This window comes from Pelagibius sp. Alg239-R121, from assembly GCF_947331435.1.
Classification (GTDB): Bacteria; Pseudomonadota; Alphaproteobacteria; order Kiloniellales; family Kiloniellaceae; genus Denitrobaculum.
Map to the genome: position 1 here is coordinate 486,042 of NZ_CAMZOF010000001.1, position 26,550 is coordinate 512,591.

Consider the following 26,550-nt stretch of genomic DNA (forward strand, 5'->3'; position numbering starts at 1 on the left):
CTGCGAACCTGCAGCTCGCAATCGCCCTCAACACCAGAATCAGCGCCCAAAGCGATAACACAGCAGAGGATTGCACGGGCGCGCTCTGCGGCAGTACCGCCAGGTCAGAAGCCACCGCAAAGCTGTGCGCGAAAACCACAACCTGGAAACCCAGCGCCGAATACCATCCGGCCCATCAACCAGCCGTCCAGTCGCTCAGCCTTCCAGCCGGCCCGAAATGAGCGTTTGAGCCGCCATGCAGACGATCCCAAAATCCGTTCTGCAGCGGAACACCACGAAAGCCACGAAGAAGGGGACCAGAAGATCTAAGGGCGGCGGCGCCTCCGCTCCAGGCGAAGACATGGTATCGACAGCAGATCCGCCTGAAACTCAGGGGCGTGATACTGTCACCCTTCGAAAGGCACAGCGCCGCCTGTCGAAGGGACGGAACATCGCCGGGCTGTTTGACGAAACAGGGATCAGGGCGCGCGCGTTACCGAGAAAAGCGGGCTGCGTGAAATGAAGTCCCGCAGAGAGTCGAAGGACCAACTGCGTGTCGGGCGGCATCCGTCGGCGCCGCACTGCGATATCGCCAGATCCAGGCTGAAGAGCGCAGCCGGATCGAACAGCATGGCGTAAGCAAGATGCTGATCGCTCGAAACGCTGCCGGGCAGCTTGCGGGTGTGGAGGCGGCGCATGGTCTCGGAGGCATAGGCATGCCAGCCGGCACCGGGCAGCCAGCGCGGGCTGCGCGGCCCTTTACCATCCAAATCGCGCGGCAAAACGGCGCCCTCGGCCAGCAGTCGGTCGAGCGTGCGTGCGATACCCTGCTCCTGGGCCTCTCCGAGCCGGTAGGACAAAGCAGAAAGCCCCAGGAGGCTGATACCGGCATGGTTGATGTCTTCATAGCGTTTGGGCGCACGCGCCTTCTGTTTCGGACGGTGCAGAGAGACTTTGTCGGCTTCGGTCCAGCCGTCGTAATAAGGCGCCGCCCAATAGCGCCAGAGCGCGCCGTTCTGACCAATCTCCCAGCTCTGGACGAAGCGCGCCGCAATGTCGTGCGCCCGCCGGACCAGTGCCGGTTGCTTTGTTGTCTCGCCGACCCGTTCCAACACCACCGCCCAGCTCAGGTGCCAGTTCCACGGTGCCCACAAGCCGTCGAAGCGAAAGGGCGCGCCGTAAGGAATACGGTAAAGCCCGGCCTGTTCGTCAAAGTAAGGTTCATAGCTGCTGACCAGGCATTGCGCGTTGCGTCCGATTGCCTGTTGCAATTTTAGCGGGCAGGCCTCGCCCAGGGCTTCGCAGGAGCGCAGCAGGCTGCCGGAGATCATAGCCTGATTGATCATGAAGGAGACCGGGCTGCGCCGGTCGGTCGAATAGATACGAGACGCCCAGGCACAGGAAGGATTGTAGGTGCCCCCGATCGTTTGCTTGCTGTTTTGCTGTTTCAGGGTGGCGCGCATGGCGCTGACCGCAAGTTCGGCGAAGACCGGGTGGCCGCTTTTCCGGAACAGCTCGGCGAGCACCATGGTCCGGTAGCTCTGGCTCCAGCTCTGCTTGCCCGCTTCGTCCGAGGCGCGCGCCATGGGTTCGCCCAGGTTGGAGAGCAAAGCACCTGAAAGGGCATGAAAGGCCTGGCGGGCACTGTCACTGCCGCTCACCGAGAGAACCGGAATGCTGCCGCGTTCCTTCTCCAACTCAAAGGCGAAGAATTCGTCCGCTTCGGTCGCCTTGACCGCTTCGATCTCACCGCTGACGAAATCCAACAGGACGATATCGCTGCCACGGGCCGGATCACAGTAAACCTGAAGGCCGATCCCGCGGTTCAGGACCTTGGTGCTGAGAACGGCACAGCCACTCAGGCTGCCGATGCGCTCCTCGTCGGGCAGCAAGCCGCCCCCTGGTCCGCGCCGGTAACGGAAGAACTCCGTTCGCTGCGCCTTCTTGTCGAAAACCGAAACCGTCAAAGCCTCCTTTTTATAGGCCAGAACGTTGACGATCTGCAGCCGCGGCCATTCAAGCACCTTGTGGCCATCCTGGATCAGCTCGACCTTGGCTTTCGGCCCCTTGCTGATGCGAATATGAACCGACGAACCTTGACGATCCATCCGGAAGCCTGAGATGCGGGCCACGTCGTTGAGATCGTGGCCGTCGATCAGGGATTCGCCATCGAGAGTCACGGTGGCTCGATAAGCCCCCTCCTCCCAGTACTTTAGGATCTCACGCCCGCCTACGCGCGACACGGACATCAGGCCCGCAGCTGTGACGCCCTTGATCGTGGCCCGGCCGGTCGCTGTATTGAAAGACATGTCACGGCCGCTTTGCGAGAGGATCCAGCCTGCTTCGCCCGTCGTGGATTGGGCGGAGGCAGGTCCGCCGCTCACAGCCGCCAGCAGGAACGCGGCAGCAGCGACGGCACACTTGCGATGTTTCACGGCGCCCTCCTTAAAAGTTGAAGTAGATGAACTCGGTCAGATCATCGAGCCTGTAGAGCTGGATGATGGCGGTCACGGCAATCACCGACATGGCCAGCGCCCAGCCGCCAGACGGCCGCCAGGCAATACCTCCGAAGATCCGTTCCGCCATCCCGCGGGCGGTGACGAGCGAAGCTTTGACATCGATCACCGGGCGATAGCGTTTGACCAGCTCAATGCCGTTCGGTGCCCATAGAACAATGGCGCCCAGAAGGACAAACTGCGTCCAGTAGAGACCGCTGTCCGACAAAGTCGCCGCCCAGACCGAAGGATCGTAGTAATCGGTAATGCCGAACATGCCCTGAACAACGGCCAGCGCTCCGCCAAAGCTTTCAGCCCGGAAGAACACCCAAGCCACGACAACCGCCAGCAGAGTGATGGCCTGTGACAACGCGCGACGCACTGGCCCGGGCACAAGAGTGAAGTGATTTTCGCCGCCGGCGAGACTGCTCCAGGCATGGTTGACGATGAGATAAATTCCGTGCAGCAGACCCCAGAAGACGAAGTTCCAACTGGCACCGTGCCATAAGCCTCCCAGCACCATGGTCGCCATCAAATTGATGTAACGGCGTGCCTTGCCCTGCTTGTTACCGCCGAGTGGAATGTAAAGATAATCGCGCAGAAACCGCGATAGCGTGATATGCCAGCGCCGCCAGAATTCGACGATCGAAACGGATTTATAGGGCGAATTGAAATTGATCGGCAGAACGATCCCGAACATGCGCGCAAGACCAAGCGCCATATCGCAATATCCCGAGAAGTCGAAGTAGATCTGGAAGGTGTAAGAGAGCGCGCCGATCCAGGCAGCTTCCAACGGAACGCTCTGACCGCTATCGGCCAAACCAAAGACCGCGTTCGCCAGGGGAGCGACGCCATCCGCCAGCACGATCTTCTTGAACAGGCCGATCGCAAACAGCGTGCCGCCGACCGACAGGTTCACGAACATCCTCTTACGGAAAACGCTCAAACGGAACTGCGGAATTGTGTCCTTCTGCAACACGATCGGACCGGCGATAAGCTGCGGAAAGAAAACAACAAAAAGACAGTAGCGCGCAAAATCGCAGTCGGCGACCCGGCCTTTGTAAGTGTCGTAGAGAAACGAAACCTGTTGAAAAGTGAAGAAGGAAATCGCCAACGGCAAAATGATATCCAGCATCGGCAATTCGACACCCGGCATTAGGTTTACATTTGCGATCAGGAAATCGGCATACTTGAAGTAAGCCAGTGTCGCCAGGTTTCCGATGATCCCCGCTATGAGCAGGCTTTTTCGGCCCGTTGCCAGGATGCCCCTGTGCAGCCCGAAATTCGCGACCACAGAAGCCAGCAGCAGGACCAGATGCAGGGGACTCCACCAGGCATAGAAGGCGATGGAAGCCGCAATGAGCCACCAGACAATGCCACGCTCCCAGCCCAGCCAGCGCAGGATCAGAAAGCCGATCAAAGTCGGCGGAAGAAAGAGATAGATGAACTCGAGTGAACTAAAAACCATGGTACATGGACCTCCACGTCCTGAACGATGCGTTACGGCCGATCGCCGCTCCCCCGAACTTCCAGTCGAAGCGACCGCTTAACCGACATCTTCCTTGCCGCCCGACATGGCGAGCAGGTCTTTCAGTAGCGTTTTTGAGCCAAGATGACCGAGCGCGGTCCCCCTGCGCGCCAACTTGATCGCGCCCTCAAGATCTTTCGGAACCAGCTGGCCTTTCGCACAGAGGCGTGCAAGTTCTTCCATTGAACCGCCGTGGCCGGCCTCAACACCCTTTTTGAACCAGGCCGCCGCGTCCTTGCGCCTAAGACCGTGGTCTTCTTTGAGATGCAAACGGCCCAGCGCCGTCATGGCACCGCCGTGCCCCAGATCTGCTGCACGGTGCAACCAGCCGAGGGCTTCCTGACTAGCCTTGGCTGCATCGTCCGTCGCCAGCATCAGATTGGCGAGGTCGTGCATACCGCCGGCATCCCCAAGATGGCTGGCGTGCCGCAACCAGCGTGCTGCCACGATCAGATTTGTTTCGACGAACTCGCCGTCGCGATAGAGGCGCCCAAGCATCTTCGCGGCGCTGCCTGAGCCATTCGCCGCCTTATCCTTCAAGGCTTCGATGGCCTTCGACGCAAGGAACTGGGCACGCTTGGGATCGGGTGTCATCCCAAAGCGCCCCTTTTGAAGTGCCCTGGCAAATCGGATCGACGCCGACTCATATCCCGCCAACGCTGCTTCGCGATAGTGGATGACAGCCTGATCGACATCCCGCGCCACACCCAGCCCGCGCTCGTGATGCATGGCCAATTGGACGTGCGCCTTCCTGTAATCCCATTCCAGAGCACGCATAAACCATTCGACGGCAATGCGACTGCAGTCTTTTCCCTTCGAACGCTGGTAGAGCCGGCCCAGTTCGTAAGCGGCCTCGCCGCGAAACGGGAACTGGTACTGAACTGCCCGCAGTAACATCTGGCGCGACTTTTCCAGATCGCGCTCCGTTCCCCAGCCCCGGCTGTAGGCTTTGGCCAGATGAAACATGGCCGTTGGATAACCTTCATGGGCATAGCGTTCAAAGGTTGTGGCTGCCTCCTGCCACTTACCAAGTTTCTGAAGTCCGCGTGCCTGCTTGATTGCTTCGGTGACCTGCGGATCGACGGGTGCATTCTTTTCAACAGCATCCGTCTCTTTCCACATATAAAGGGACGCTATTATTATCCCTACACCTGCGAACATCGCCAAAGCAGTCGCCGGATAATCAACCTTTCGAATATCAGTCATTGCTCCACCTCCAGATACGGCAACCCCCTCCTTCCGACATCGTCACGATGCCGTCGGAAATTTCATGTGTGGTATCAGCCGCTGTGACGGGACAGCTCAGTTCGCCGCGACGTTTACGGGCTTTTTGAACCGGCTCCGACTCTTCTGAAACCAGTTGAACCAGCTCGCCGACAATGTTTCGCGCAGCCTTGGAATTGAAGTGGTAGGCGTCGGTAAAACGCTCCAAGTCTCGGGTAAGGCCATTGTCGAAATCAAAATCGACGACCGGCGCGAGTGCGGCCAGACGGGTCCGGAAACGATGATTCAATTCGGCGTGCCCATAGGCCGTCATCCGCTGCTGCATCTCGGTGATGGTCGGCGGAATCACAAAGATCAGCCTGACACCGTTAGCCGCACTCCAATCGGCCATTTCTGCGACCCGCGACCAGAGCTCTTCCGAGAACTTGAAGGATTTCCAGTCTGATCGGCCGTTTTTTCGAACCTGTCGTTCGAAGCGCGACGGCAACTCCCTGGTGATTTCAAGTGCGGGCCAGGCGGCTGCCCAGCGCCCATAGCCCCGGCCCAAACCCAGGTTCAGACCTTTGGAAACGGCTGGCAGACTGATGGGCCCATCCAGTTCGGGAAGCCTACAGCCGTAACAGGCCTCGGGGCTCAACAGGCGCACCAGCGGCACCTCGCCGGGAGCTTCGAATTCGGTGGCTCGTGCAGGTGATACAAGCCGCGGCGTCCAACTTTGGGCTTCTTGGATCTGCGCGGCGTAGCGCTGATTCAGATGACGCCAGCCGACTTTCGCGACGAACCAGCTTGTGTAGTAATCAAAGGCATTTCCGGTCAACTTTATCGCTTCAGGCACCCGGTTCATGCCGCCCTTGTGGTCTGGATCGAAGGACCGAAGCTGAATGCCGACCACAAGTGTGCGCAACTTCGGGTCGTTCTTTACGTAGCGAAAGGTGTCGTAAATCTCATGAACCGTTGCGCCGCCGTAAGCGAAGTTGAAAACTTCCACTTGCCCGAGTTCGTTCCAGTATTTGTTGCGCAACGCCCGGGCCCGGCTGTCGCCCAAGATCACCGTCTTGGCACCTTCTTGCGGATAGCGGGCCATCTTCCAGAGAGGGTAATGCGCTTTTTCGCTGATCTTTTGCTTATTCAGATCCAGGTCGACCGCCGCATTCATGTCGTAAGGATCGACGATGACGTTGAACAGAGCGGGCGACAGACCGGCTGTGACCGCCAATCCCAGTGCAATGGCGTAAAACCGCCCTCTTGCTTTGATACCTGTCATGGCACAATCCCTCCAGAATGACTTTGACCTGTGAGGAGCAATCGCTGTGCCATGATGCGATTTATATTTTTACTATATTTTTCAGCGGGTTATTTTTATTCAATTCGACTCAAATGCGGAAGATTTGCCAGATTGCAAAGAGGCCTTTGCCATAATCGAAAGAGTTCCGCTCTCGCAGAATGCTAAGGATCTACATTCCGAGCGCGGCCTGAATGGTGGTCATGGTGGGAATTGGGACCAGGTTCGCGTAGTGCACTGTCCCGAGGACCAGTAGAGCCACGGCGATCGCCGTGCACCAATTGGCCATGAGATTCCGTGCGGTCTCTACCAGAGAACCGCCATCCATACCGGCCGACTGGTTGCCGCGATTCGACCATCGCTGTTTAGAGAGGCGGAAAATGCAGTAAACCTTAACCGAGGCGTTGATCAGCTGATTAAGGTACAGGATCCAGGGATAAGCCATCTCGATGCGGCGTGAATAGCCGAACAGAAACAGGGACAGCAGCATCCGGCTGATGGCGATGAAGATCAGATAGGACGCGATGTAGGAGGCGCCCTGCATCACGGTCGCCATGACGGCAAGCGCCGGACTGACGAGCATGGTCCACATGGAAATCCGCTGGTCGACCAGGCACCACCAGATGAAAAACGGCATCCGGCGCGGCCCAAGCTTGATTGCACGCGCGCCGTTGCGCAGCATATTGCCGGACCAGCGGCGAAAGTTCTGAACCATCCGGTCCATACCGGAACCTTCGATCACCTCCACCGTATAGCCCATTGCATCCGGGACGTAACGCATGTGGGCTCCATGCTTGAGCATGTAATACCAGGTGCTCTTGTCATCACCCGACAAAAAGCGAAAATCGCCCCAAAGCCAATGGTTTAAGTGATCCGCCTCAAGCAGACGGATGAATTCGAGCTGCAGCAGGTTCTTGGCACGGAACACCGACATACGCCCCGTCAGCGTCAGCACCCGGCCGGAAAGGGCATGCGACTGCATGGCCAGGCGACGCTGGGCGAAGCGCATTTTAAGCCAGGTCTCGATCCAGCGCGGGCCGATGCAGATCACTTCTTCATCGGTCGTGCAGGCCTGTAGATCGGGATAAAGCTTGAACAGCGGCATACAGCGGCTGACCGCGCCTTCCGCCAGGATAAAATCGCCGTCCATGAAAACCACCAGGTCGTCTTCATGCACCGGCAACCGGTTCATGGCCCGCAGAACCAGGCCGATAGCCGCGCGTTTACCCGAAACGTTCTGGCGGATGATACGCAGCGTGATGTCGATATCTGCTGCCTCACGCTCCAAAAAGTTGATGATAATATCTTCGTCGAAGCGGTCGGACGACCCCAACCAGATGGTCCCCGGCACGCCGGAGTTGCGGATTTCCAGGACAATCGAACGCACCACCATTTCGGTGATGCTCCGGTGCTCCTTATAGGTCGTCATCATGAAATGCATATGGCGGGGCCGCCAGCCGGAATCCCAGATCTTCTGCCCTTGCCGGCGCATTTTAGGATAGACGAAACGGCCATAAATATAGGCCCGCACCGCATGGGTGAACCACCAACCGTAGCGCCAGACACCGAGCGCACCAATCACGAGCGTGATCTCCCTGGTTTCGATATCCCAGATGCTGTTCGGCAGAGTCAGGATACCCAGCAGGCAGCAGGCGAAATAGAGGGCGATGCTGAAGAGGGCGGCGGGAGTCCACTTGCGGAACCCGGTCGACCAATCTGTCGGGTCATCCAGATTCGGCACCTGGTCCAGAGCTGGAATCTTGGGGGTGACCCAGATGTCAGAGGGCTTCTGCATCTGCTTCTTCCCTGGACAAGACGCTGAAATCGGAGATACGCGAATAGATGTCGCTGGTCAGCCGACGGTCGAAGATCACCACAGCGGGCAGACCGGCACGGATTTCTTGGTTTTGGCGACTTTCCCGTTGAATCTTAAGGGAAACCGCCGCCGTCCGCTCACTCGTGCCGCGCCATGTGTAATGGTCGCTTTTGCCGTCAACAAAGGCAGAGCTACGGTCGATCGCCACGACCCGGGCCACGATGTGGCGGCCGAGCGCAGGCAGAAAGACCTGCGCTTCATCATTCAGACCCACTTCCAGGATTTCCTCCTGGTTCAGAAAGGCCGTAATCGTCAGGTCGGAATCGCGCTCCAATACCAGCAGGGGTTCATCGCGCAAGACATTGCTGTCACCGGATTGGAACAAAGTGACGATACGTCCGTCAAAGGGTGCACGGACAACCTGGCGCTCCTGCATAACCTGCAGAGCGTGCAGTTGCATCGCCGCCGTCTCGAATCTACTGCGCGCCTCGCTGACATCGATCGACATCATGTCCAGGTCGGTAACGAATTCCTTGTGGTTATAATGGCGCCGGCCGGAGACTGCGTCCATTGCCGAAGCGCGTTCCAGATCCAGCTCGGCCTCACGCAACGCCGCGGCGGCTGTCGCTTGGCGGTTCCGGGCTTCATCCAGCTTGGCAGCCGTGGCGTAACCCTTCGCCGCAAGAGCGTGGGTGCGCTGCAGATGTGCATCCGCGGCTTTAAGCGCTTCCTTGCGGGCTTCGATCCGCGCCACCACAATGTCCCGGTCGGTACGGTTGATAATCTGATAGAGCTTCAGACGTTCTTTTTCGACGCGGAACTTTTGCTCGGCGCGCCACAGCGCATCCTTGACATCGTTGTACTTGATCTCAGCGTCACTGATACGCCCGGCTAAACGCAGATTGTCGATGCGGGCAATTTCATCACCCTTTCGCACGCGGGCGCCCTCAACGAACCGAATCGGACGCACGATACCGTCGACCGGCATTTTCACGGTCTGTAAGGGGGCGGAGACAACAGCCGACTGAACCTCCAAACGCATGATGTTGCTATACAGCAGAAGCCCGACATAACCGAAGACGAAGATTCCGAGAACAATGTAAAGACTTGACATGACTAAGGTTTTTACCGGCCACCGGCGAACCGCCGTGCCTTGTGTCGGATTGGGATCGGGTTCGGTCGAGATTGGCGTGACGGGCACATCGATGCGGCAGATGGCGTCTTCGATCGTGCCCATTTTGCCGCGGATGAGATCCTGGATGAAATGGTTCATCAGGTCGTGGGAGCGTTCGGTCAATTCCTCAAACTCGAACGCGATCACGCGGTCGTCTTCCGAAATGCGGATAACGCTCGCTTCCACATCGAAGGAAATGTCGTAACCCTGGAACGGCAGTTCCAGCAACAGCTCAACCTTGTCACCGACGGCTGGGTAATCGCCTTCGAAACCCTCGATGCTGACACCGCCAAGACTCCAGTCATGGGAACGGTACTTAGCCCCGCAGCCGAACGTGACATGCAGAGGCGCAGTCACACGATGGTGGCGGCGTTGGCATGGTCGCTCTCGTACAATCCTCATGGTGCTCACTCCTTTTGCCATCCCAGCAGCAATCGGCGTGCCAGTTGTGACGCGCGACAAAACCGGAGAGTTCCGCCAAAAACGCGATGGGTGTGCCCCGGAGTTCTTGCCAGATTGCAAAGACCGTCCTTTGCGCATTGCACAGAGATCGCAGGTTGCAATCCGCAAAAACACCGCATCAAGTCATCGAATACTTTCTTTAACTATCTGTTTTTTCTAATTTATTTGAATTAGTCAGCTGTCAATTCGAAAATTGGCAACATCCTTGCGATGACGTCCTGCAACAGCGGCCATGCCGCGCTAATGCGAGGAGCTTTTGCCATGACACGCCGTCTCATTACCCCTGTCATTCTCGCCGGTGGATCCGGTACCCGCCTCTGGCCGCTCTCCCGCGAGGACAACCCGAAGCAGTTCTGTAATCTCTTCGGTGGCGAGAGCCTCTACCAGACGACCTTAAGGCGCGTTTCGGACACGGAACGTTTCGCCGCACCCATCGTATTAACCAACAAATGCCATAAAACACTGGCCGAAACACAGGCTGGCACGATTGGCGTCACGCCGGCGGCCATCGTCTGTGAACCGATGGGACGAGACACTGCACCGGCAATCGCACTCGCGGCCCTCCTGGCCGGCGGCGAGATGGAAGACGTACATCTGCTGGTGCTGCCTTCGGATCACCGGATAGAGGCCCCAGCGCTCTTACAGGCCGCGATCGACTCGGCCTCCGCTCAGATTGAACGCACCCCCTCGCTGGTCACCTTCGGCATTGCGCCGGACCGGCCTGAAACAGGATACGGATATTTACGCGCCGGCAGCATGAACCTGAATCAGAACGGCCACCACAGTTTTGCGGTTGAGGATTTCATCGAAAAGCCCGATCGCTCAAAAGCCGAGCGGCTGATCGCCGATAACGATGTCTACTGGAATGCCGGGATCTTTCTCTTCAGCGGCCGCCTGCTGATCAAGGAATTGCAGCGGCATGCGCCGGAGGTTCTCAAAAGCGTTCGCATGGCTATAACCCACGGGGATTGGCATGGCCTCTGCTTCGAGCCTCAGGCCCATGCTTTTGGCAGCGCACCTAAACTTTCCATCGATTACGCGGTCATGGAGAAGACCCGTGATTGCTGCGTTTTTCCCGTTAAACCGGGCTGGAGCGACATGGGTTCCTGGTCGGCGGTCTGGACTCAAGCTGAGAGCGAGCACAGCAAGGACGGTAACCTTCTGCGCGGCGACGTCCTCACTGCCGAGACTTCGAACTCGCTGATTCAAACTGACGGTCCCATGGTTGGCGTGGCCGGCCTGGAGGACGTGGTGGTCGTGGCAAACCGGGACGCCGTTCTGGTCACCAGCCGCAAGAACCCGCAGGGCGTCAAATCACTGGTGGCGCAGATGCAATCCGAAGGCCGTCGCGAGCACAGGCACCACGCAGGCGAAGACCGTCCCTGGGGCCGCTTCGATTCCCTGGACGTGGGCGACAGCCATCAGGTTAAGCGCATTAAAGTGCACCCCGGCGGACAACTTTCCTTGCAGTACCATCATCACCGCGCCGAACACTGGATCGTCGTCGCAGGCACGGCACGGGTCACGCTCGACGACAAGGTGATGGACCTCAAACCCTGCGAGCAGGTCTTCATTCCTCAGGGCGCCGTGCACCGCTTGGAAAACGTGACCAATGATCCCGTGGAGATCATCGAGGTCCAGTACGGCAACTACCTGGGCGAGGACGATATCGTGCGTCTGGAAGACGTTTATGGCCGCAACGCGGATGACAAGACCGAAAAAGCGGGCACCGCCGTGGCCTAACGAAGCAATCGACGAACTCGGAGCCATTTTTAACCCCGCACGAACCTGGCTCCACTTCCGTACCGGCGTTCTCTTCCTTCGTAAGCCGGTACGGAAGCCCCTTTTTTTACGCCAAGAGCCCTAGACGATTTAAGGCCCCTGACCCGAGAGGCCTGCAAGCGTTGCAAGGAAATGATAAATGCATATCGACGGAAAAATCGAAGACGGCTACGTGATCATCTGCGACGAGGACCATAGCTTCGTTGCCAACCACCTCGGACTCGCGGTGGAGTGTACCCACTGTGGCCGGCTGGCACTGGGCGTTGATCTGGCCGAGTTGTTGTTCTCTTCATACGAGCGCGAGCACTCAACACGAAATGACGCAATGGAAACTAGCACAGTAACTATCTCCCGTTAGCGAGCGAATGGCTGGTCCAGCTGTATGGCTTGAGCGAAACCGAGGCAATAGTCGCCGATCGCCTTTCCACAGGAGCCAGTATCGACGAAATCGCTTCAGAGCGCGGCGTGAGTGTCGTAACAGTTCGAAATCAAATAAAATCGGCACAGGCGAAAACCGGAGTCAGTCGGCAGGCAGAGTTGGTTTCACTGGTTCTACGCAGTACCCACTTCTGATGAAATCGCCTGGCGAAGATCCGGCACACACAGAAGGGGCGAACGGCGACACAACACAGCTCTAAGCAAGGATTCCAAATTGATTCTGGCGGTACAAACAATATGCCCGAACACCTTCTGGGCGCAGAGGTCACAGGTTCGAATCCTGTCGGGTCCGCCAAAATCCGGAAACTGATCGGTTCAATTGAGCCAGCGGCTGTGCGGCCGGCTGCTCGCCGTGGGGACGGGTCTCCTTCAGGATCTGGCGGACGATGGGCATGGCCTGCTTTCGTGTCATGCCGTTCTCGATCCGCGGATCATAGAGAATCCGGAGCATCATCCAGTCGAGCTCGGTCGGAAAGAGATATTCTTTGAAGGAGTCCGTGAACATGGTGTTGAAGAGGGTATCGTCGTCGTTAAACAATCCCATGGACTGAATGGTTTCCTCGTAAACGCAAGATTCCAGGGTGAGACTCGGGATGTTCAGGAAGAAAACAACCAGAGTGCTGCCTCTCACGTCATCCGCTTTGAAGGTGGTAAATGCGAGGCAAGACTCGAGGTCTTCCCTGACGATCGTGTCGAAGAGGGTCGCCAAATTAAAATAGAAATAGCGTCCACGGGTTTTCGGGGGATGTTCCTTTGCCAACTCCCGCATGTCATCTGCAAGCGCCTGCATATCCGCCAAGCCATTAACGAAGATATAGGCCAATGAATCGCGCATCCCGTGTCTCGGCAACATCGGAATTTCAAGGCGGGTGTTCTCTGCGATCTGCTTCGCTGCTTGGTCAAGCGTCAGATAGAGTTTGCCGGTGATGGTCCCGCCTCTGTAAAAAATTGTCTGTCCGATATTCTGTTCATACTTCCAGAGCCTGCCTATGCGTGAACCTTCACGTTCATCCCCGTTGGGATACGCATAATCGACTTCGAAGTCTTCGCCGCCCGTAAGCGCAACTTTGGCAAAACTCTCTGCAATATGAGCATTGGTCATGAGCGCGGTGTGATCGACCGGTTCGCCGGGACGCGACCGAGGGCCATCGACAATGTATCCCTCCGCATCGACCGTGAACTGCGCAAGGGTCTCTGCCGGCGGTTCTTGGATCAGCCTTGGATCCGACAGCCGGATGGGATCCGGAACCAAGGTCGGCGGGATCGCTACGTAACGGCTGCCGGCACAGCTCGCCACTAGCAGAGAAAGCAAAGCGACGCGGGCAGCAAGAGCGAACCGGCCGATGGATATCGACATTATTGCCGTGCGGTGCATTTACGTTCCAAACTCACATCTTAAACAACAGCGCGACGCCGCTGATGAAGACCACCACGCTGATGATCCGGACGTAGGCCTTCTGGCTCAGCTCGGTGTGGATGCGGCCGCCGGCCCACAGACCCAGGGCGACGATCGGCAAGGCCGCGATGGAACCGAAAAGGACCCCGCCCTGGAGAAAGCCGAACAGGGCGTAGGCGCCCAGACGAATAGCGCCGTCGATCAGGAAATTGATGGCGAAGGTCGCCCGAAAGGCGGATTTCTCTAGGGACCTCAGGCCAAGGTAGATGACGTAAAAGGGCCCTCCGGTGCCGAAAATGGTGCCGACGAAGCCCCCAAGGAACCCAAAAGGAGCCGCGAAAATGCGCGATCCTTGCAGCGCCGGCAGGGGCAGCAGCTGATATATTGCATAAAAGATCACAAAACCGCCGAGTGCTTGCGCAAGCACGGCCTCTTTGGCCAAGGCAAAAAGAACCACCCCCGCCCCCACCCCCAGCAAACTAAAGGGAATCAGGGGCAGTTGCTCGCGCCAAGCAATCGAATTCCGGTTGCGCAGCCCTTGGCTGGCCGATCCGACATAATCCAGGAATACCACCAGCGGGACGATTTCCTGCACAGGGAAAACCTGCGCAAGCAGGGGAACGGCAATCAAACCTGAGCCGAAGCCCGCAATACCACGCACCATGTACGCAAGAAACAGCACGCCTCCAGCATAGATCAATGGCTGGTATTCAAGGTTTTCCAGCGCCAACACCTATTCGGCGGCCTCTGTACTCTGCTCGAGCTCGATGCCACCCGCCCGCCGGTTCCAGAGACGCAACAGGTAACGCCCGCCGTTGGTACTGTCATCCTCAAAGGCTGTGCGTGCATGCGCCAAAACATGGTTGTTAACGTATTCGATCTGTCCCGGTTCCAATCGGAACTCGATCCAGTTTTCCGGCGCATTGACAATCGCCTTCATTGCCACCAACGCCGCATCACCCTGCTGATCCAAATGCGCGCACAACAATTTATAGCCTTTCCGCACATAATCGTCGTAGTGACGCACGGTCAATTTACCGTCCGACTTGGCGAAGACCGGATGCCGGCTGCTCTTGCTTTCCTCCGGCAGGTGTTCAGCTTGCCGGTCCCACCAAAACGGGCGGTACAGCCTACCGAGAAGATCCGGATGCCGTCCACGCAGTTGGTTATGAGCCGTCGCGAGGCTTGCAACCCTGCTAAGACCACCGGAACTCGCAGGGCGCATGCAGACAAGCGTGGTGATCTCCGGCGTCTCGGACAGCCAGCCGCCGTCAGTATGAAAGTCCTGGTCCAGATTGGTGATTGAACGGCGAACACCGTAACCCAGCTTGGCTCCAGAATCCTTCACCTCATAGAGACGTGTGCCATCGACCTTCTGCATCACGACGGGTCCAAGCATAGAAGTCAGGACCCAGGCAACGGCCTTGGCAACCTTATCTCCCCAGCGTTCCACCGGTAGGCGGTCGAGAACCGCAAAACCGACTCCTTCGTTAACGCGCGTCCGGACGCTATCCATCAACTCTGTCGCCGCACTGAGGGCAAAGCGATCCGGAGTCAGTGCTTCAATTGATCCGCCGTAACTATTAAGGATTCCAGCGAGATTATCGAGTTCTGCCATAACGTTAGCAGGAATCGGCATGATCCAATCATTGGGCGTGAGATCTGCAGCGTGCCAGGCGCAGGGCGCTTTTATCGCCTGCTCCAACTGAGCGGGATCGACGTCAGAGGTCCCGGAAAACCTCGCGCCATCACCGATCATATCTGTCTTCCTTCGGTCGCCGCACCGATCAACTTCATATAAGCACACATATAATAATGGTAGAAGATCTCCAGTCTGCTCAATTATTCGGGGAATGACAACGTAGAGATTGAATGCAGTGTGTTCGCGGATCTAAGTCGAGAACATATAAATCGCGATCGTTCTGACGGGACTGATTATGGTTATGAACAGACTCTAGGCCGACTTAGCCGCAACATCCTTGTCGAAGGATCGCGTGTGCGTCGAGCTGACAATACGTTCGGGCGGGAAGGTCACCACGGCCTGAGTGCCCTGACCGACAACGCTCTCAAGTATGAGGGAGCCGTCATGCTGCTCGGTGAAGGCCTTGGCCAGAGGCAGCCCCAACCCGGTGCCTTCATACTTCCGGTTAAGCTCACCATCGATTTGCTGAAACGCAGCGAGCGCTTTGGGTATGTCCTCTGGGGCTATACCGATACCGGTGTCCTCAACGCGGAACACAAACCCTGCCGCCTCATTGCAGGACACACTTAAGGTAACCGTCCCTTCAGCGGGTGTGAACTTCACCGCATTGGAGAGAAGATTGACCAGAATCTGTTTGAGTTTGCGCGCGTCCGCCCAAACCAGCGGAAGGTCGGAGTGCGGTTCAATCCGCAGCTCGACCTGATTTTCATAGGCGCGTTCGACAATCAACGACCGGACGGACTGGATCACATCCTGCACATCGATGCTGTCCTCAATCAGCGGCGAATTGCCGGCCTCGACTTTGGCCAAATCGAGAATTTCGTTGATGATCAACAAAAGATGACCGCCTGCGCCATAGATGTCCTCAACATATTCCTGGTGCCGCTCGTTCTCGATCCTGCCTGATACGCCACGTTTCATCAGATCGGAAAAGCCGATGATGGCATTGAGCGGCGTGCGCAGTTCATGACTCATATTGGCGAGGAACGTGGACTTGCTCCGGCTTGCAATTTCGGCTTCTTCCTTAGCCTGACGCAGTTCGGTCTGCGCCTCGACCTCAGCGGTGATGTTGGTGCCGGTGCCCCGGTACCCAAGGAACTCGCCATCTTCATCCAACACTGGTTTGCCGCTGATCGAAAGCCATAGCGCCTGACCCTCAGGATTGTTGTACTCGTAGCGGAAATCACGGAACGGACGATGCATCGCAAGATCGGTCAGGTGCTGTTGCCATTTCACGTCATTGGGGCTGTGTTTGGCCAGATCGTTGCGGGTTTTGCCGACGACGTCTTCGGGCTTCATTCCAGTGGCTGCGGTCAGCTGATTGGACAGATAGGAAAACCGGAGTTGTTCATCGGTGGCCCAAAACCAGTCGGAGGCAATCTCGGCAAAGTCGCGAAACCGTTCCTCGTTTTCACGCAATTTCTTTTCGTCTTCTCTTGCCTGTCGCTGTCGTCTTCGGTGGTTTGCCAGCGCCAATATCAAAAATGTTCCCGCGATGGCGGGCAGGACCACGAAAATTCCCACAAACCAGCCGCGAACAACCTCCAGACCCGGGCGCGCGGTGATCTCCAAGAAGAAAGTTCTGCCTTGGGCGAACAACGGCAGCTCCATGACAAAAGGGTCAAAGATTAAGGGATTGTCGATCGCCGTTTCGCTGTCGTGCCGATAGAGAGGCCTATCATTCTCCAGATTATAATCGCGCTCGTCGAAGCTGCGCACAACGAAGCGGTCGAAGTGGAGATTGGTATCGTCAAAGAAGCGATTGGAATCCAGAAAGAGCGCGACCAACCCGCTGACCTGAGCACGCCGCGAATCAATCGAGTTCGGTGAATCGTAGCCAAAATAGATGGCCTTGAATGCAAAGAAACCCCGGCCGACATGGGGAATTTCGGTCACATCGGAAGCCATCACTTTTCCAGTATCAATCGCCCGCCGGATCGCGCTGGCCATTGCAGGGTCGGAAAATGCATCAAAGCCGACGAGTTGCGCAAATTCGGGATTGAAAGGTTCCAGGGAAACAATGGGCATCGCCAGTTCGCGCGAGCGCGCACGAACCACCTTGCCGCCCTCAGCGCGTTCGGTGAGTTGAAACTGTGGAAAGCCCTCCATCCGCATGCTCTCTTCCAGATCGGCGCGCTCGTCGGCACGCAGGGCCGAAAGTTTCGCGATAGTACGGATGTGCGGATAGGCCTCCAGAAGCTCGCGTGACAGGTTGGCAAACTCGTAGGGTTCGACATCGTCGCTGGCATGATGGAGTTCAACCAAGGTTGTCAGCACCGCGTCGGCACTGGCAAAACGGTGGCCCACTTCACGCTCGAAGCTGTAGGCTTGCTGCGTAAAGATTCCCTCGGCATTCCCCAAATCAGTTTTGATCGCCAGGTTGCTCAGCCCGGCGCAAATAGCGCCGACCAGGAACACCAGGACGGAAATCTCCCAGGTTTTAAAGAGGCGATCGTTAGGAGTTGGAGTCAAACCCGGTAACTCGCTTGGCTTTCCGCTTCAGGCCGCGCGGCAATCGAATTTCCGCCGCCGACAGAACCTCCGGGTTGATCCAGATATCGCGGCGGCTGTTGGCGACAATCGGAATTTCGCCGGGTTGCATCCCATCCAAAATCCTCAACGCGGTTTTACCGGCCCACTCGCCCTGTTCCTCAGCCACTTTCGTAATGCCAATCATGGTGTAAGGCATCATCCAGTAATGATTCGTGACGCTCAGACGCTGTGCCGCGCCGCCTACAAACCGGCGCACCTGATCAGGATCCCAATCATTAATGCCGGCGTTGCTGCCCATGATGATGAGATCGTGTTCCTGCGCCCGTCCATAAGCTGCCATCCAGGCCTCCATGGTTCCGGCCAGGACAAATTCAAGCTCGATACCAAGCCGCTTCGAGGCGGCCTGAAAACGCTTTAAGTTCTTTTTTTCGGTTAGAGTGTCCGCTCCGAGATAGAAAGCGCGACGAATGCCCGGGGATACTTCCTCTGCCCGCTTGAACATCGGTTCGATCGGTGCAACCTCGATCATTCCCGTGACGTTGCTATAAGGAAACCCGTAGGATTCGACGGTCCAATTCACGCCACTGAAGACGAATGGCAGTTCGGCGTCCCGGTAGTACTGCTGTATCAAGTACTTCGCAGCATTGTCGTCGGCTGTGATCACGATATCCGGGCTCCAGGACTCAATCATCGCCTTGGCCTCCCGCGCCTGCTTCTTCTTGTCGTCTTCCGACTTCAGGCGTTTGGTGTCCATGTCGAACTGCCGAAGTTCACAGCGCGCCTCGAGCACTGCCCGCAAGCCGCGTTCGACCCCGTCCGACCAGGCATAGCCCTTGTGATAGGAGGAAACGAAGAGGCATTTCGAAGTGCCTTCATTCGCGGTGTTTGCGCTGGCGACCGCGGCCGTAAAACCAGAAATCATCAATCCGGCGCCCAGAATTTTCCGGAGTGTTTGCATAAACCCAAATCCCCATATGACGTTATCTACAAAAAGTTGCGACGCCGATTGATTGCCGCCAACCGCCAGATACCTCGCTTCAAGCAGCACCAAGTTGCCTGGAAATATCCCACTCTCATTGAAACTTACGTCAGTGAAAAATTGCTTAATGGGGGCTCACAAACACGGGATAACAACAATGTTATCTCGCGGAAAAGTTGATATCCCACAACCCTGGCTAAATACCAAAAATGGAAGCCACCAGGGCATGAGAGGCAATTACCTGTAAGTACCGCCCAACGATGATGGGATGAAAGCATCGGCGATGATCAGGAGGAAGGCTTTTGCATTTGGCTTCCGCTCCGCGTTAGCTCAAGATTCGATCGTCCAAATAGTTGATATTTATTACTTTTCATAGATCTATAGCAAATGTCGGATGTCACCGTTCTCCGTGCCGCGCAATAACAACCCTGCAAACGCCCGGCGGAACCGCGAAAGTGACGGAGATTGCTGTGAAGATCGAGCGAACCATTCGGATGAACGGCGTCGGCCACAGCCGAGACAGCTTCACAAGCGGCGCCTCAGCAACCAGTGCCATTCCAAGAAACCGAAAGCCGCCGCCCCATCGAAGCCGGATTTTCAGCACGCCATCACTGCTCATCGCTCTCGGGCTCTCGTTGACCGTCTCAGCCGCTCTTTGGAGCGAGCCAGGCAGCACTGAAGTCGCATTGCTTCCAAACAGCGCGCTTGTGGAGGTCGAAGAAAATCTGACCGTCGCTTTTTTGGGCGATCATGGCACGGGCACCGACGCCCGCAAGGTACTCGAATTGATCAAGGCAGAAGGTGCGGACCTGATCCTGTCTCAGGGCGATCTGGGCTACGATTCCTCGCCGGAGGCTTTTGAACGCATGATCCACGAGATTCTGGGGCCCGATTTTCCGTTTGTTGCGTCGCTGGGCAACCATGACCGCAGGGACTGGCGGCGCTACAGGGACTTGCTAAAGGCCCGCGCCGACAGGGTTCCGGGCCTTGTTTGTGAGGGTGAAATCGGGATCAAGGCAGCCTGCACTTACAAAGGTTTGTTCTTCATAACTTCTGCGGTAAAGGTTTTCTTTTTTGACTCTGACATCCTTCACGCTGACTTCATATTCGATCAGCTCGCGCATACAGATTCGAGATGGCGGATCTGTTCCTGGCATTTCAATCAAGCCGCGATGCAGGTCGGCGCAAAGGGAGATGACGCAGGTTGGCGGGTCTATGAGGCCTGCCGACTGGGCGGCGCATTAATCATGACCGCGCACGAGCACTCCTATTCCCGAACGCACTTGATCAGCAAATTTACGGATCCGCCCGACGTGGCGTCCTATGATACCGATAAGCTGCACATCGAACCCGGCCAAAGTCTGGCGATCGTCTCCGGCCTCGCCGGGCGCAGTGCCCGCCCCCAGCTTCGCTACGACGACTGGTGGACTGCCGCCTATACGGCGACACAAAAGGCACAGCCGGGCGCACTCATCTGCCGCTTTAACGTTGAAGGTCAAAGGGACCGCGCCGACTGCAGCTTTAAGACGATCGGTGGCGCTGAACCCGACCGCTTCAGGCTTACCGCGTTTCGCGACGGCAAATCAAAAGATGGACGAACCTCGTTCGAAAACCCATTAGCCACAGCAGACTGAATTTTTGAACCACGCTCAAAATCGGTCCTGTGCAACATTTCATGTTATTATCAATCTTTACGAATTGCCCGGTGCCTTGCGATGGCAGCCGTGAGGCTTTCGTACCCAGTTGAGATTTGGGCTGTGACAGTTTCTCCGGCGCCCATAAGCCGGGTACTGTTCCGTAACCCCTTGGAGTCAGTCACGTGAAGCATCTTAGCGAACGACAGACCAGATGGCTGCTGGGTGGCGCCGGCTTCGCCTGTTTTTTCTTACTTATGACGCTGGAGATCGTCACAGAGGAAGACGACGTCTCCCTGGTTGATCTTATTGTTGATGCCATCGCGATTTTCCTCACGATCGGTGCCGCAACGGGGGTCGCGTTGTTGGCGCAACGCATGCAGAGTCAGCATGAAGAGAAGATGACGCTGCTTCGGGATCTGGATGTCGCGCGGGTAGAAGGCGGGCGTTGGCGCAGCAAGGTACAAACTCATCTAGCCGGTCTAAAAGAAGGTATGGACGTGCAGTTTCGTGACTGGGGTTTAACTGCCGCTGAATCCGAGGTCGGTCTCCTCATCCTCAAGGGGTTGAGCCATAAAGAAGTCGCTTCTCTTCGCAAAACCACCGAAGCGACCGTACGTCAGCAAGCTCAGTCGATTTACCGTAAGGCCAAATTGCCTGGAAAAACGGCATTTTCCGCCTACTTCCTTGAAGATCTTTTTGACGCCGAACTCCTTGAGAACGGCTCCACTGCCCGCAGACTCAAACCGCCTCTTCACGGAAGAAGCGTTCAATCGCCAAAAGAGACGCCTGTACCACGCGCATAGCGAACTCACGGGTATGGGCTTTCTGCTTGTTCAGACACCTATCTAATTGATTTATTGATAATAATACATCTACGCAGCTATCCACCAAACAGCGGATTTACCTTATCCCCGTTCCAGGCGTTGAGTCTCAAAGGCGGTGACCAGCAGTCGTCACCCGGTTTTCGAACTGACGCAGGGATAATCCGAAATGCCTTTTCAACTCGCAGCACGTGTTTCCAAATCAGCACAGCAGTATCTACGCGGAACAGAGCCCACCGAAAAATCGGGCCATGTTCACGAACGTCGGACCCTTCCTAAGTTCGCCGCATCACTTGCGATCTGCCTGGCATTGTTTCCAGCAACGGCGGAAGGGATGCCGTTTTTGCCTGACTTTGACGCCGCGACTTTTCTGCCGGGAACGGCTATCGACAACACCTACTTCCCGATTTTGGGTAAAAAGACGCGATTTTTTGAGGGCGAGAAGGAAGAGGACGGCGAGACAATCGTTGAGCGGTTCGAACTGACCCCATTCGGCAAAGGACCAACTATTCTTGGTGTGGAGACAACAATCCTCCTGGATCGTGCCTATGAGGACGGAATGATTGTCGAAGAGACATTCGACTTTTATGCCCAGGATATCATCGGCAACGTCTGGTACTTCGGCGAAGACGTTACCAATTTTGTCTACGACGACGATGGCAACCTGATCGGTACCAATTCAGCGAGTAGCTGGCGCGCTGGCGTCAACGGCGCCTTTCCAGGCTTTATCATGCCTGCCGATCTCACGATCGGATTCAATTATTATCAGGAATTTGCGGCGGCCGACGAAGCACTGGACCAAGCGACCACGATATCACTGGGTGGCATCATCGACCTGGACATCGGCGCCTTCGAGAATGTCCTGCAGGTATTCGAAACCTCGGAACTCAGCCCGGATGCGAGAGAATTCAAATATTACGCGCCGGGGCTTGGTCTCGTGTTGGTCGAGGAAGGTCTTGATACAAATTTAGAAAATCCGGAAATTTCCGTAGCATTGATCGACGTCAGAAAGGTCTCCGAGCCCGCGACATTGCTGTTATTTGCGATGGGCGCGGCCGGCGTTGGATTGACCGCGCAATTCGCCCGCCGCAATCGGCGGCCCATTGGAACCTGTTAATGGGGTTCAGCATTAAAACCCGCACCTTCGTGGCGTCCCGTTACCCCTCGGGGCGTCACGCATTTTCCGCGGTGTCGGTAGAGGCGGGGCCACTGACCAGCCGCGCGGCGGCGCCACCCGCCGCATGCAATTTATTCCGTGCCGGTTTGGGTATTTCGTCATCCTCCTGCTCGTCCTCGACCGTCACCTTCACCTCCGGCCGAGCAAATTCGATATCATTCGCCTGAAAGGCCTGCTGGACCGCGATGTAGGCTTCCTTGCGGATTACGAACTGCCGGCCCGGTTTAGCCATAAATTTTGCACGGATCACCAGTCCATAATCGTCGACTTCGAAGACACCCTGGGACTTGAAAGGCTGAATGAAATCCTCGCCGATTTCCGGATGTTCCAGCAATTCCGCCCCGATCTTTTTGAAGATCTTTTTCACCGCACGCACATCGGTATCAAAAGGCACCCGGAACTTGAGCTTCATAATCGCCCAGTCTCGGGAATAGTTGGTCAGGGTATCGATGGTTCCAAAAGGCACCGTATGAATGGCACCGCGATGATGACGCAGCCTGAAGGACCGCAACGAGATCTTTTCGACCGTGCCTTTGACCGAGCCGACGTCGATGTACTCCCCGAGACGGAAGGCGTCGTCAATCAGGAAGAAAGCGCCGGACACGATATCGCGAACCAAAGTCTGGGAACCAAAGCCGATGGCGAGACCGACCACACCGGCGCCGGCCAGAATCGGGGCAATGTCGACCCCGAGCGATGACAGGACGATCATCAGAACGATGACCCCCAGCACCATCTGCACCGAGCGCTTGAAGAGAGGAAAGAGGGTGCGCATACGCGACATGCCTGTGCCGCCGATCTCAGCTTCGGAAAGATCGTGGCCCTGGGCGGCAAATTCGGCATCTTCCTCGGCAATCTTCCGATCGATGTAAATTCGCACGCCCTGCCAGAGGGCATAGGCGACAAGCAGCGTCACTGCGACTTGCATGGCCGCTTCCGCCAACAAGGTTGCATAGCCGCCGCCGCTCATCGTGAGCGGATTGATCCGCCAGGCGGAGGCAAGCGATACGACGACGAGGACCAGCAGGGTGAGGCGGCCGGCCTTGGCAAGCGCTGTCCGGACATCATCGGCCGCAGCCTCGAAACGCGCTGCATCACGATAGAACAGGGCATCCAGGCTCGGAATCACCGCGAACAGCCCGATTGTAAAGAGTGCCGCGCCATAGGGAACGAAGTCATACAGAAGCTCGCGCACCACGATACCGATCCAGAGAAATCCGGTAAAAACGGCAAAGATCCAGGGCCAGGCACAGGCAAATCGGGTGCGTGACGAGTCCGCTGCCGCTCCACTCTGGATGTCTTTTCGGATCAGATTCCTGCCAGAAATGATCGTGTAGATCAGCAGGGAGACGGTGGTCGTGCCCACCAAAATCAAAAACAGTTCGTGCACATAACCAAGAATTCCCAAGGTGCCGAACAGGGCGCAGGTGAAGAATGCAAATGCACCGAAGCCGACCGTAATCAGGAAGGTCCTGTGCATATAGGCCGCTTCAGTGTCGTCATACAGCGGAAGACGCAAGGCAGAGCGCTTGGGCGCGTGGAACGCCTGCGACATCGCTATACTGGCTCGGAACACCCCGGTTGCCGTCAGGTAAAAGAAGAACGCGATCCGGTCCTTTTGCGTCGTATCGAAAAACAGCACGAACACCGTGGTCGCAACCGCAACGAAAATTCCCTGCAATAGGAAACGCTTAAGCAGAATCATGCCGAGAATCATCACCTTTTTCCGGGTGCTCTCGACCTCCTGCGGCGGCGCCCTTTCGGCAGCAGCTATCAAAATGGGTCTCAAACCCGCTTCGGCGAGCGCCCCTAAACCAAATGCGATGGCCATAGTTGCAAAGAACCACACTAAACCGCCATCATTCCGGTCCGCACTGAACTGCGCCCACGCCGCCGGAAAGATCGCGGGCAGATCGCCGACCGCTGCAAAGATGTGCTGCACCTCTTCGCTAATCAGTCCCATATCACGCTGTAGGCGATAGATGATCACGGCAGGATTGAACTCTTCGCGGCCCGCACCATCCTTCGCTTCGGCCTCCGCCAGGCGGCCAACCAGAAGCTCACGCACCTCTTTGTCCGACAGCCGGGAGATCAAGGCTTCCGCTTCAGCCTGCTTTTGCGCAGAAGATTGCACTCCCGTCTGAGCTTGTGCGGGGCTATAGACCAGGTTGCCGCCAAAAACGAAGATACTCGTTAAAAACGCAAGTGCTATTGCAAAACGACCCAAATCAATCTCCGGCAATTTTATGAAAACGTTGATCATTTTGGGAAATTTTCTCGAAGAAACTATTTCCAGAACGCAGGATGTTATCAGATTGCAGAATCTTATACATAGAATTGACCGGAAATTAGCCACGCCTCTCAATAAGTTGTAAGCGATCAACGGTTGCGCTTAGGTTAAATTTGCGATTGAGAGTCACTCTCATTTATGTCATAGATCAGTCTATGAGTGAGAGAACACCTTCTACAACATTGACCGCCAAGAGTTTGTTTCCGGCTCTGCTCCCAATAGGCACACTTTTGCTGGCACTGGGAATTTCGCCGGCCGTCAGATCACAGGACGCCGCTGACAGACCGTCGGGCGTAAAGATCGAGCTCAACAAACTGGAAGCGTCGGACAACGCCTGCCGGGCCTATTTGCTATTCGAAAACCGCAGCGCCTCATCCTTTGAAAGCCTTAAGCTCGATCTGGTTCTGTTCGATGGCGAGGGTGTGGTCGCCAAGCGGCTTGCTGTCGAAGGCGCCCCCTTACCGAGGGAGAAGACCAGCCTAAAGGTTTTCGAAATCGCCCGGCTCCCCTGCGAACGCATCAGCCGCATGCTGCTGAACAAACTTACGTCCTGCAGCGATGACACCGGCGCGCGCAGCGACTGTTTGGAAATGGTTTCAACCACCACCCGCGGCGAAGTTCCCTTCATCAAGTAGGGCACCCCATTGCAATCAAACTACCTCTGAAATAGAGATTTGGCGATCTGATGAACGAACAGGATGCAACCTCTACTATTTTTCCCCACAACACTTTGGAAGACGGCACCAGCGGCGGGGAAGCACTCCGCGAATTTCATTTATTGATCGAAGCCGGCGGGCCGGTGGTGATGATCCTGATCGCCATGTCGGTCTTCGCCCTTGCCATCGTTCTTATGAAGTTATGGCAATTCCAGGCCGCAGGCATCGGAGAACAGCAGCGCGGTTTGCGGGCCATCGCCATGTACCGCGCCGGACAGACGCAAGAAGCACTTCTGTCATTAAAAGGCGCGCGGAGCCCCCTGTCCCAGGTGGTTGGCCTGGCCATTCAGGGTCAGTTCCGAGGGGATCTCGCGGAACAAAAAGTGCGCGAAGAGGTCCTGCGTCATGGCACGAAGCTGCTGGAAGGCCTGCGCAGTTATTTCCGGCCACTGGAAGTCATCGCCAGCCTGGCACCCCTTCTTGGTCTGTTCGGGACGGTTCTGGGCATGATCGAAGCCTTCCGTCAACTCGAGCAGGCTGGCAATCAGGTCAACCCGGCAATCCTCTCCGGTGGCATCTGGGCGGCCTTGCTTACGACCGCAGCAGGGCTGGCCGTAGCCATTCCAGTGGTGGCAATCCTGAACTGGCTGGAACGCCGGGTCGAGCGCCTGACCCATGCAATGGAAGACGCGGTCACCCAGATTTTTACTAAAGACCTTCGGGCAAATCTGACGGCAACTTCCGCCCGATGGAGCCGTGATGAGAGAACGCTAGATGAACCCACAGACCTACGCGCTGTCGCCGCCGGGGAATAAAGCCCTTGGAGCATTTGGCGGCTGCGCCACCAAACGGCGGCAGCTCATCAGCCTGACTCCGCTGATCGACGTGGTCTTTATTCTGCTGGTCTTCTTCATGCTGGCATCGTCCTTTTTGGATTGGCGCTCGATCGATCTCAATACGCCGGGGAAAGGCCGCAGCGAAGCGCAGCTGGAAGGCGCCGTGCTGGTGGAGGTACGGAATGAGGGTCTGAGGCTGTCAGGGGAAGCCATTACCCACGAAACTCTGATCCAACGGATGCGCGAAAACTCGGACCGGAGAGTGCTCGTCAAACCGGCGCAGGGCGTGGTGATGCAGGACACGGTCGCGGTGTTGGACAGTCTGGCCACCGCCGGCGTCAGCGATCTGTCGCTGATCGCGGATCAGGCCCGCTGAAGCGGCG

22 protein-coding genes are annotated in these 26,550 nt (G+C 56.8%); 9 read left to right on the forward strand and 13 right to left on the reverse strand.

Features of this window, described 5'->3' with window-relative positions:
• Positions 1–195: 195 nt before the first annotated feature.
• The 7 genes from QMZ18_RS02055 to QMZ18_RS02085 form a co-directional block, all read right to left on the reverse strand.
• Positions 196–342, reverse strand: a complete 147-nt coding sequence (locus tag QMZ18_RS02055) for a hypothetical protein (protein WP_282604563.1) — start codon at positions 340–342, stop codon at positions 196–198.
• A gap of 116 nt (positions 343–458) precedes the next feature.
• Positions 459–2,414 carry a hypothetical protein gene (locus QMZ18_RS02060; RefSeq protein WP_282604564.1) on the reverse strand — a complete coding sequence of 652 codons (1,956 nt, stop codon included), beginning with the start codon at positions 2,412–2,414 and terminating at the stop codon, positions 459–461.
• A 10-nt stretch (positions 2,415–2,424) separates the two neighbouring features.
• On the reverse strand, positions 2,425–3,942 hold the full coding sequence (locus QMZ18_RS02065; protein WP_282604565.1) for an MBOAT family protein: 1,518 nt from the start codon (positions 3,940–3,942) through the stop codon (positions 2,425–2,427).
• 78 nt (positions 3,943–4,020) lie between these two features.
• Entirely contained in the window at positions 4,021–5,208 is a 1,188-nt protein-coding gene (locus QMZ18_RS02070; protein WP_282604566.1) for a tetratricopeptide repeat protein, read from the reverse strand.
• Positions 5,201–6,490, reverse strand: coding sequence for a hypothetical protein (locus QMZ18_RS02075; RefSeq protein WP_282604567.1), 1,290 nt, complete (start codon positions 6,488–6,490; stop codon positions 5,201–5,203). Before QMZ18_RS02075 ends, QMZ18_RS02070 begins: the two co-directional genes overlap by 8 nt.
• Positions 6,491–6,680: 190 nt before the next feature.
• Positions 6,681–8,303: a glycosyltransferase gene (locus tag QMZ18_RS02080; protein ID WP_282604568.1), complete on the reverse strand. Its 1,623-nt coding sequence runs from the start codon at positions 8,301–8,303 to the stop codon at positions 6,681–6,683.
• Positions 8,287–9,900, reverse strand: coding sequence for an HlyD family efflux transporter periplasmic adaptor subunit (locus QMZ18_RS02085; RefSeq protein ID WP_282604569.1), 1,614 nt, complete (start codon positions 9,898–9,900; stop codon positions 8,287–8,289). The genes QMZ18_RS02080 and QMZ18_RS02085 overlap by 17 nt, the downstream gene beginning before the upstream one ends.
• Before the next feature lie 321 nt (positions 9,901–10,221).
• On the opposite strand from QMZ18_RS02085, the gene QMZ18_RS02090 reads away from it, so the two are divergent.
• From QMZ18_RS02090 to QMZ18_RS37005, 3 genes are all read left to right on the forward strand, one after another.
• Positions 10,222–11,703: a mannose-1-phosphate guanylyltransferase/mannose-6-phosphate isomerase gene (locus tag QMZ18_RS02090; RefSeq protein WP_282604570.1), complete on the forward strand. Its 1,482-nt coding sequence runs from the start codon at positions 10,222–10,224 to the stop codon at positions 11,701–11,703.
• Between the two features lie 178 nt (positions 11,704–11,881).
• Positions 11,882–12,100 carry a hypothetical protein gene (locus QMZ18_RS02095; RefSeq protein WP_282604571.1) on the forward strand — a complete coding sequence of 73 codons (219 nt, stop codon included), beginning with the start codon at positions 11,882–11,884 and terminating at the stop codon, positions 12,098–12,100.
• A gap of 29 nt (positions 12,101–12,129) precedes the next feature.
• Entirely contained in the window at positions 12,130–12,315 is a 186-nt protein-coding gene (locus QMZ18_RS37005; protein ID WP_367575937.1) for a helix-turn-helix transcriptional regulator, read from the forward strand.
• 130 nt (positions 12,316–12,445) lie between these two features.
• Here QMZ18_RS37005 and QMZ18_RS02100 read toward each other — a convergent pair whose 3' ends face one another.
• The 5 genes from QMZ18_RS02100 to QMZ18_RS02120 all read right to left on the reverse strand — a co-directional run bounded on the left by QMZ18_RS02100 (position 12,446) and on the right by QMZ18_RS02120 (position 18,729).
• Positions 12,446–13,537, reverse strand: coding sequence for a DUF2927 domain-containing protein (locus QMZ18_RS02100; protein ID WP_282604572.1), 1,092 nt, complete (start codon positions 13,535–13,537; stop codon positions 12,446–12,448).
• 31 nt (positions 13,538–13,568) lie between these two features.
• Positions 13,569–14,306 carry a sulfite exporter TauE/SafE family protein gene (locus QMZ18_RS02105; RefSeq protein WP_282604573.1) on the reverse strand — a complete coding sequence of 246 codons (738 nt, stop codon included), beginning with the start codon at positions 14,304–14,306 and terminating at the stop codon, positions 13,569–13,571.
• Between the two features lie 3 nt (positions 14,307–14,309).
• Positions 14,310–15,335: a TauD/TfdA family dioxygenase gene (locus QMZ18_RS02110; RefSeq protein ID WP_282604574.1), complete on the reverse strand. Its 1,026-nt coding sequence runs from the start codon at positions 15,333–15,335 to the stop codon at positions 14,310–14,312.
• A gap of 195 nt (positions 15,336–15,530) precedes the next feature.
• Positions 15,531–17,750 carry an ATP-binding protein gene (locus tag QMZ18_RS02115; RefSeq protein ID WP_282604575.1) on the reverse strand — a complete coding sequence of 740 codons (2,220 nt, stop codon included), beginning with the start codon at positions 17,748–17,750 and terminating at the stop codon, positions 15,531–15,533.
• Positions 17,734–18,729, reverse strand: a complete 996-nt coding sequence (locus QMZ18_RS02120; RefSeq protein WP_282604576.1) for an ABC transporter substrate-binding protein — start codon at positions 18,727–18,729, stop codon at positions 17,734–17,736. Before QMZ18_RS02120 ends, QMZ18_RS02115 begins: the two co-directional genes overlap by 17 nt.
• Positions 18,730–19,205: 476 nt before the next feature.
• Here QMZ18_RS02120 and QMZ18_RS02125 point away from each other — a divergent pair, with 476 nt between their 5' ends.
• The 3 genes from QMZ18_RS02125 to QMZ18_RS02135 all read left to right on the forward strand — a co-directional run bounded on the left by QMZ18_RS02125 (position 19,206) and on the right by QMZ18_RS02135 (position 22,325).
• Complete coding sequence (locus QMZ18_RS02125; RefSeq protein ID WP_282604577.1) at positions 19,206–20,384, forward strand: metallophosphoesterase; 1,179 nt, start codon at positions 19,206–19,208, stop codon at positions 20,382–20,384.
• 185 nt (positions 20,385–20,569) lie between these two features.
• Positions 20,570–21,190: a helix-turn-helix transcriptional regulator gene (locus QMZ18_RS02130; protein WP_282604578.1), complete on the forward strand. Its 621-nt coding sequence runs from the start codon at positions 20,570–20,572 to the stop codon at positions 21,188–21,190.
• Between the two features lie 187 nt (positions 21,191–21,377).
• Positions 21,378–22,325: a PEP-CTERM sorting domain-containing protein gene (locus tag QMZ18_RS02135; protein ID WP_282604579.1), complete on the forward strand. Its 948-nt coding sequence runs from the start codon at positions 21,378–21,380 to the stop codon at positions 22,323–22,325.
• 55 nt (positions 22,326–22,380) lie between these two features.
• On the opposite strand, the gene QMZ18_RS02140 is transcribed toward QMZ18_RS02135, so the two are convergent.
• A complete protein-coding gene (locus QMZ18_RS02140; protein WP_282604580.1) occupies positions 22,381–24,612 on the reverse strand; it encodes a mechanosensitive ion channel family protein in 2,232 nt (743 codons plus the stop codon).
• A gap of 218 nt (positions 24,613–24,830) precedes the next feature.
• Between QMZ18_RS02140 and QMZ18_RS02145 the strand changes: the two genes are divergently transcribed.
• The 3 genes from QMZ18_RS02145 to QMZ18_RS02155 are packed head-to-tail and all read left to right on the forward strand — an operon-like array spanning position 24,831 to position 26,543.
• A complete protein-coding gene (locus tag QMZ18_RS02145) occupies positions 24,831–25,310 on the forward strand; it encodes a Tat pathway signal protein (protein ID WP_282604581.1) in 480 nt (159 codons plus the stop codon).
• Between the two features lie 50 nt (positions 25,311–25,360).
• Positions 25,361–26,146, forward strand: a complete 786-nt coding sequence (locus QMZ18_RS02150) for a MotA/TolQ/ExbB proton channel family protein (protein ID WP_282604582.1) — start codon at positions 25,361–25,363, stop codon at positions 26,144–26,146.
• Positions 26,106–26,543 (forward strand): biopolymer transporter ExbD, encoded by a 438-nt coding sequence (locus QMZ18_RS02155; protein WP_282604583.1) that lies wholly within the window; start codon positions 26,106–26,108, stop codon positions 26,541–26,543. Before QMZ18_RS02150 ends, QMZ18_RS02155 begins: the two co-directional genes overlap by 41 nt.
• The last annotated feature ends 7 nt before the right edge of the window (positions 26,544–26,550 follow it).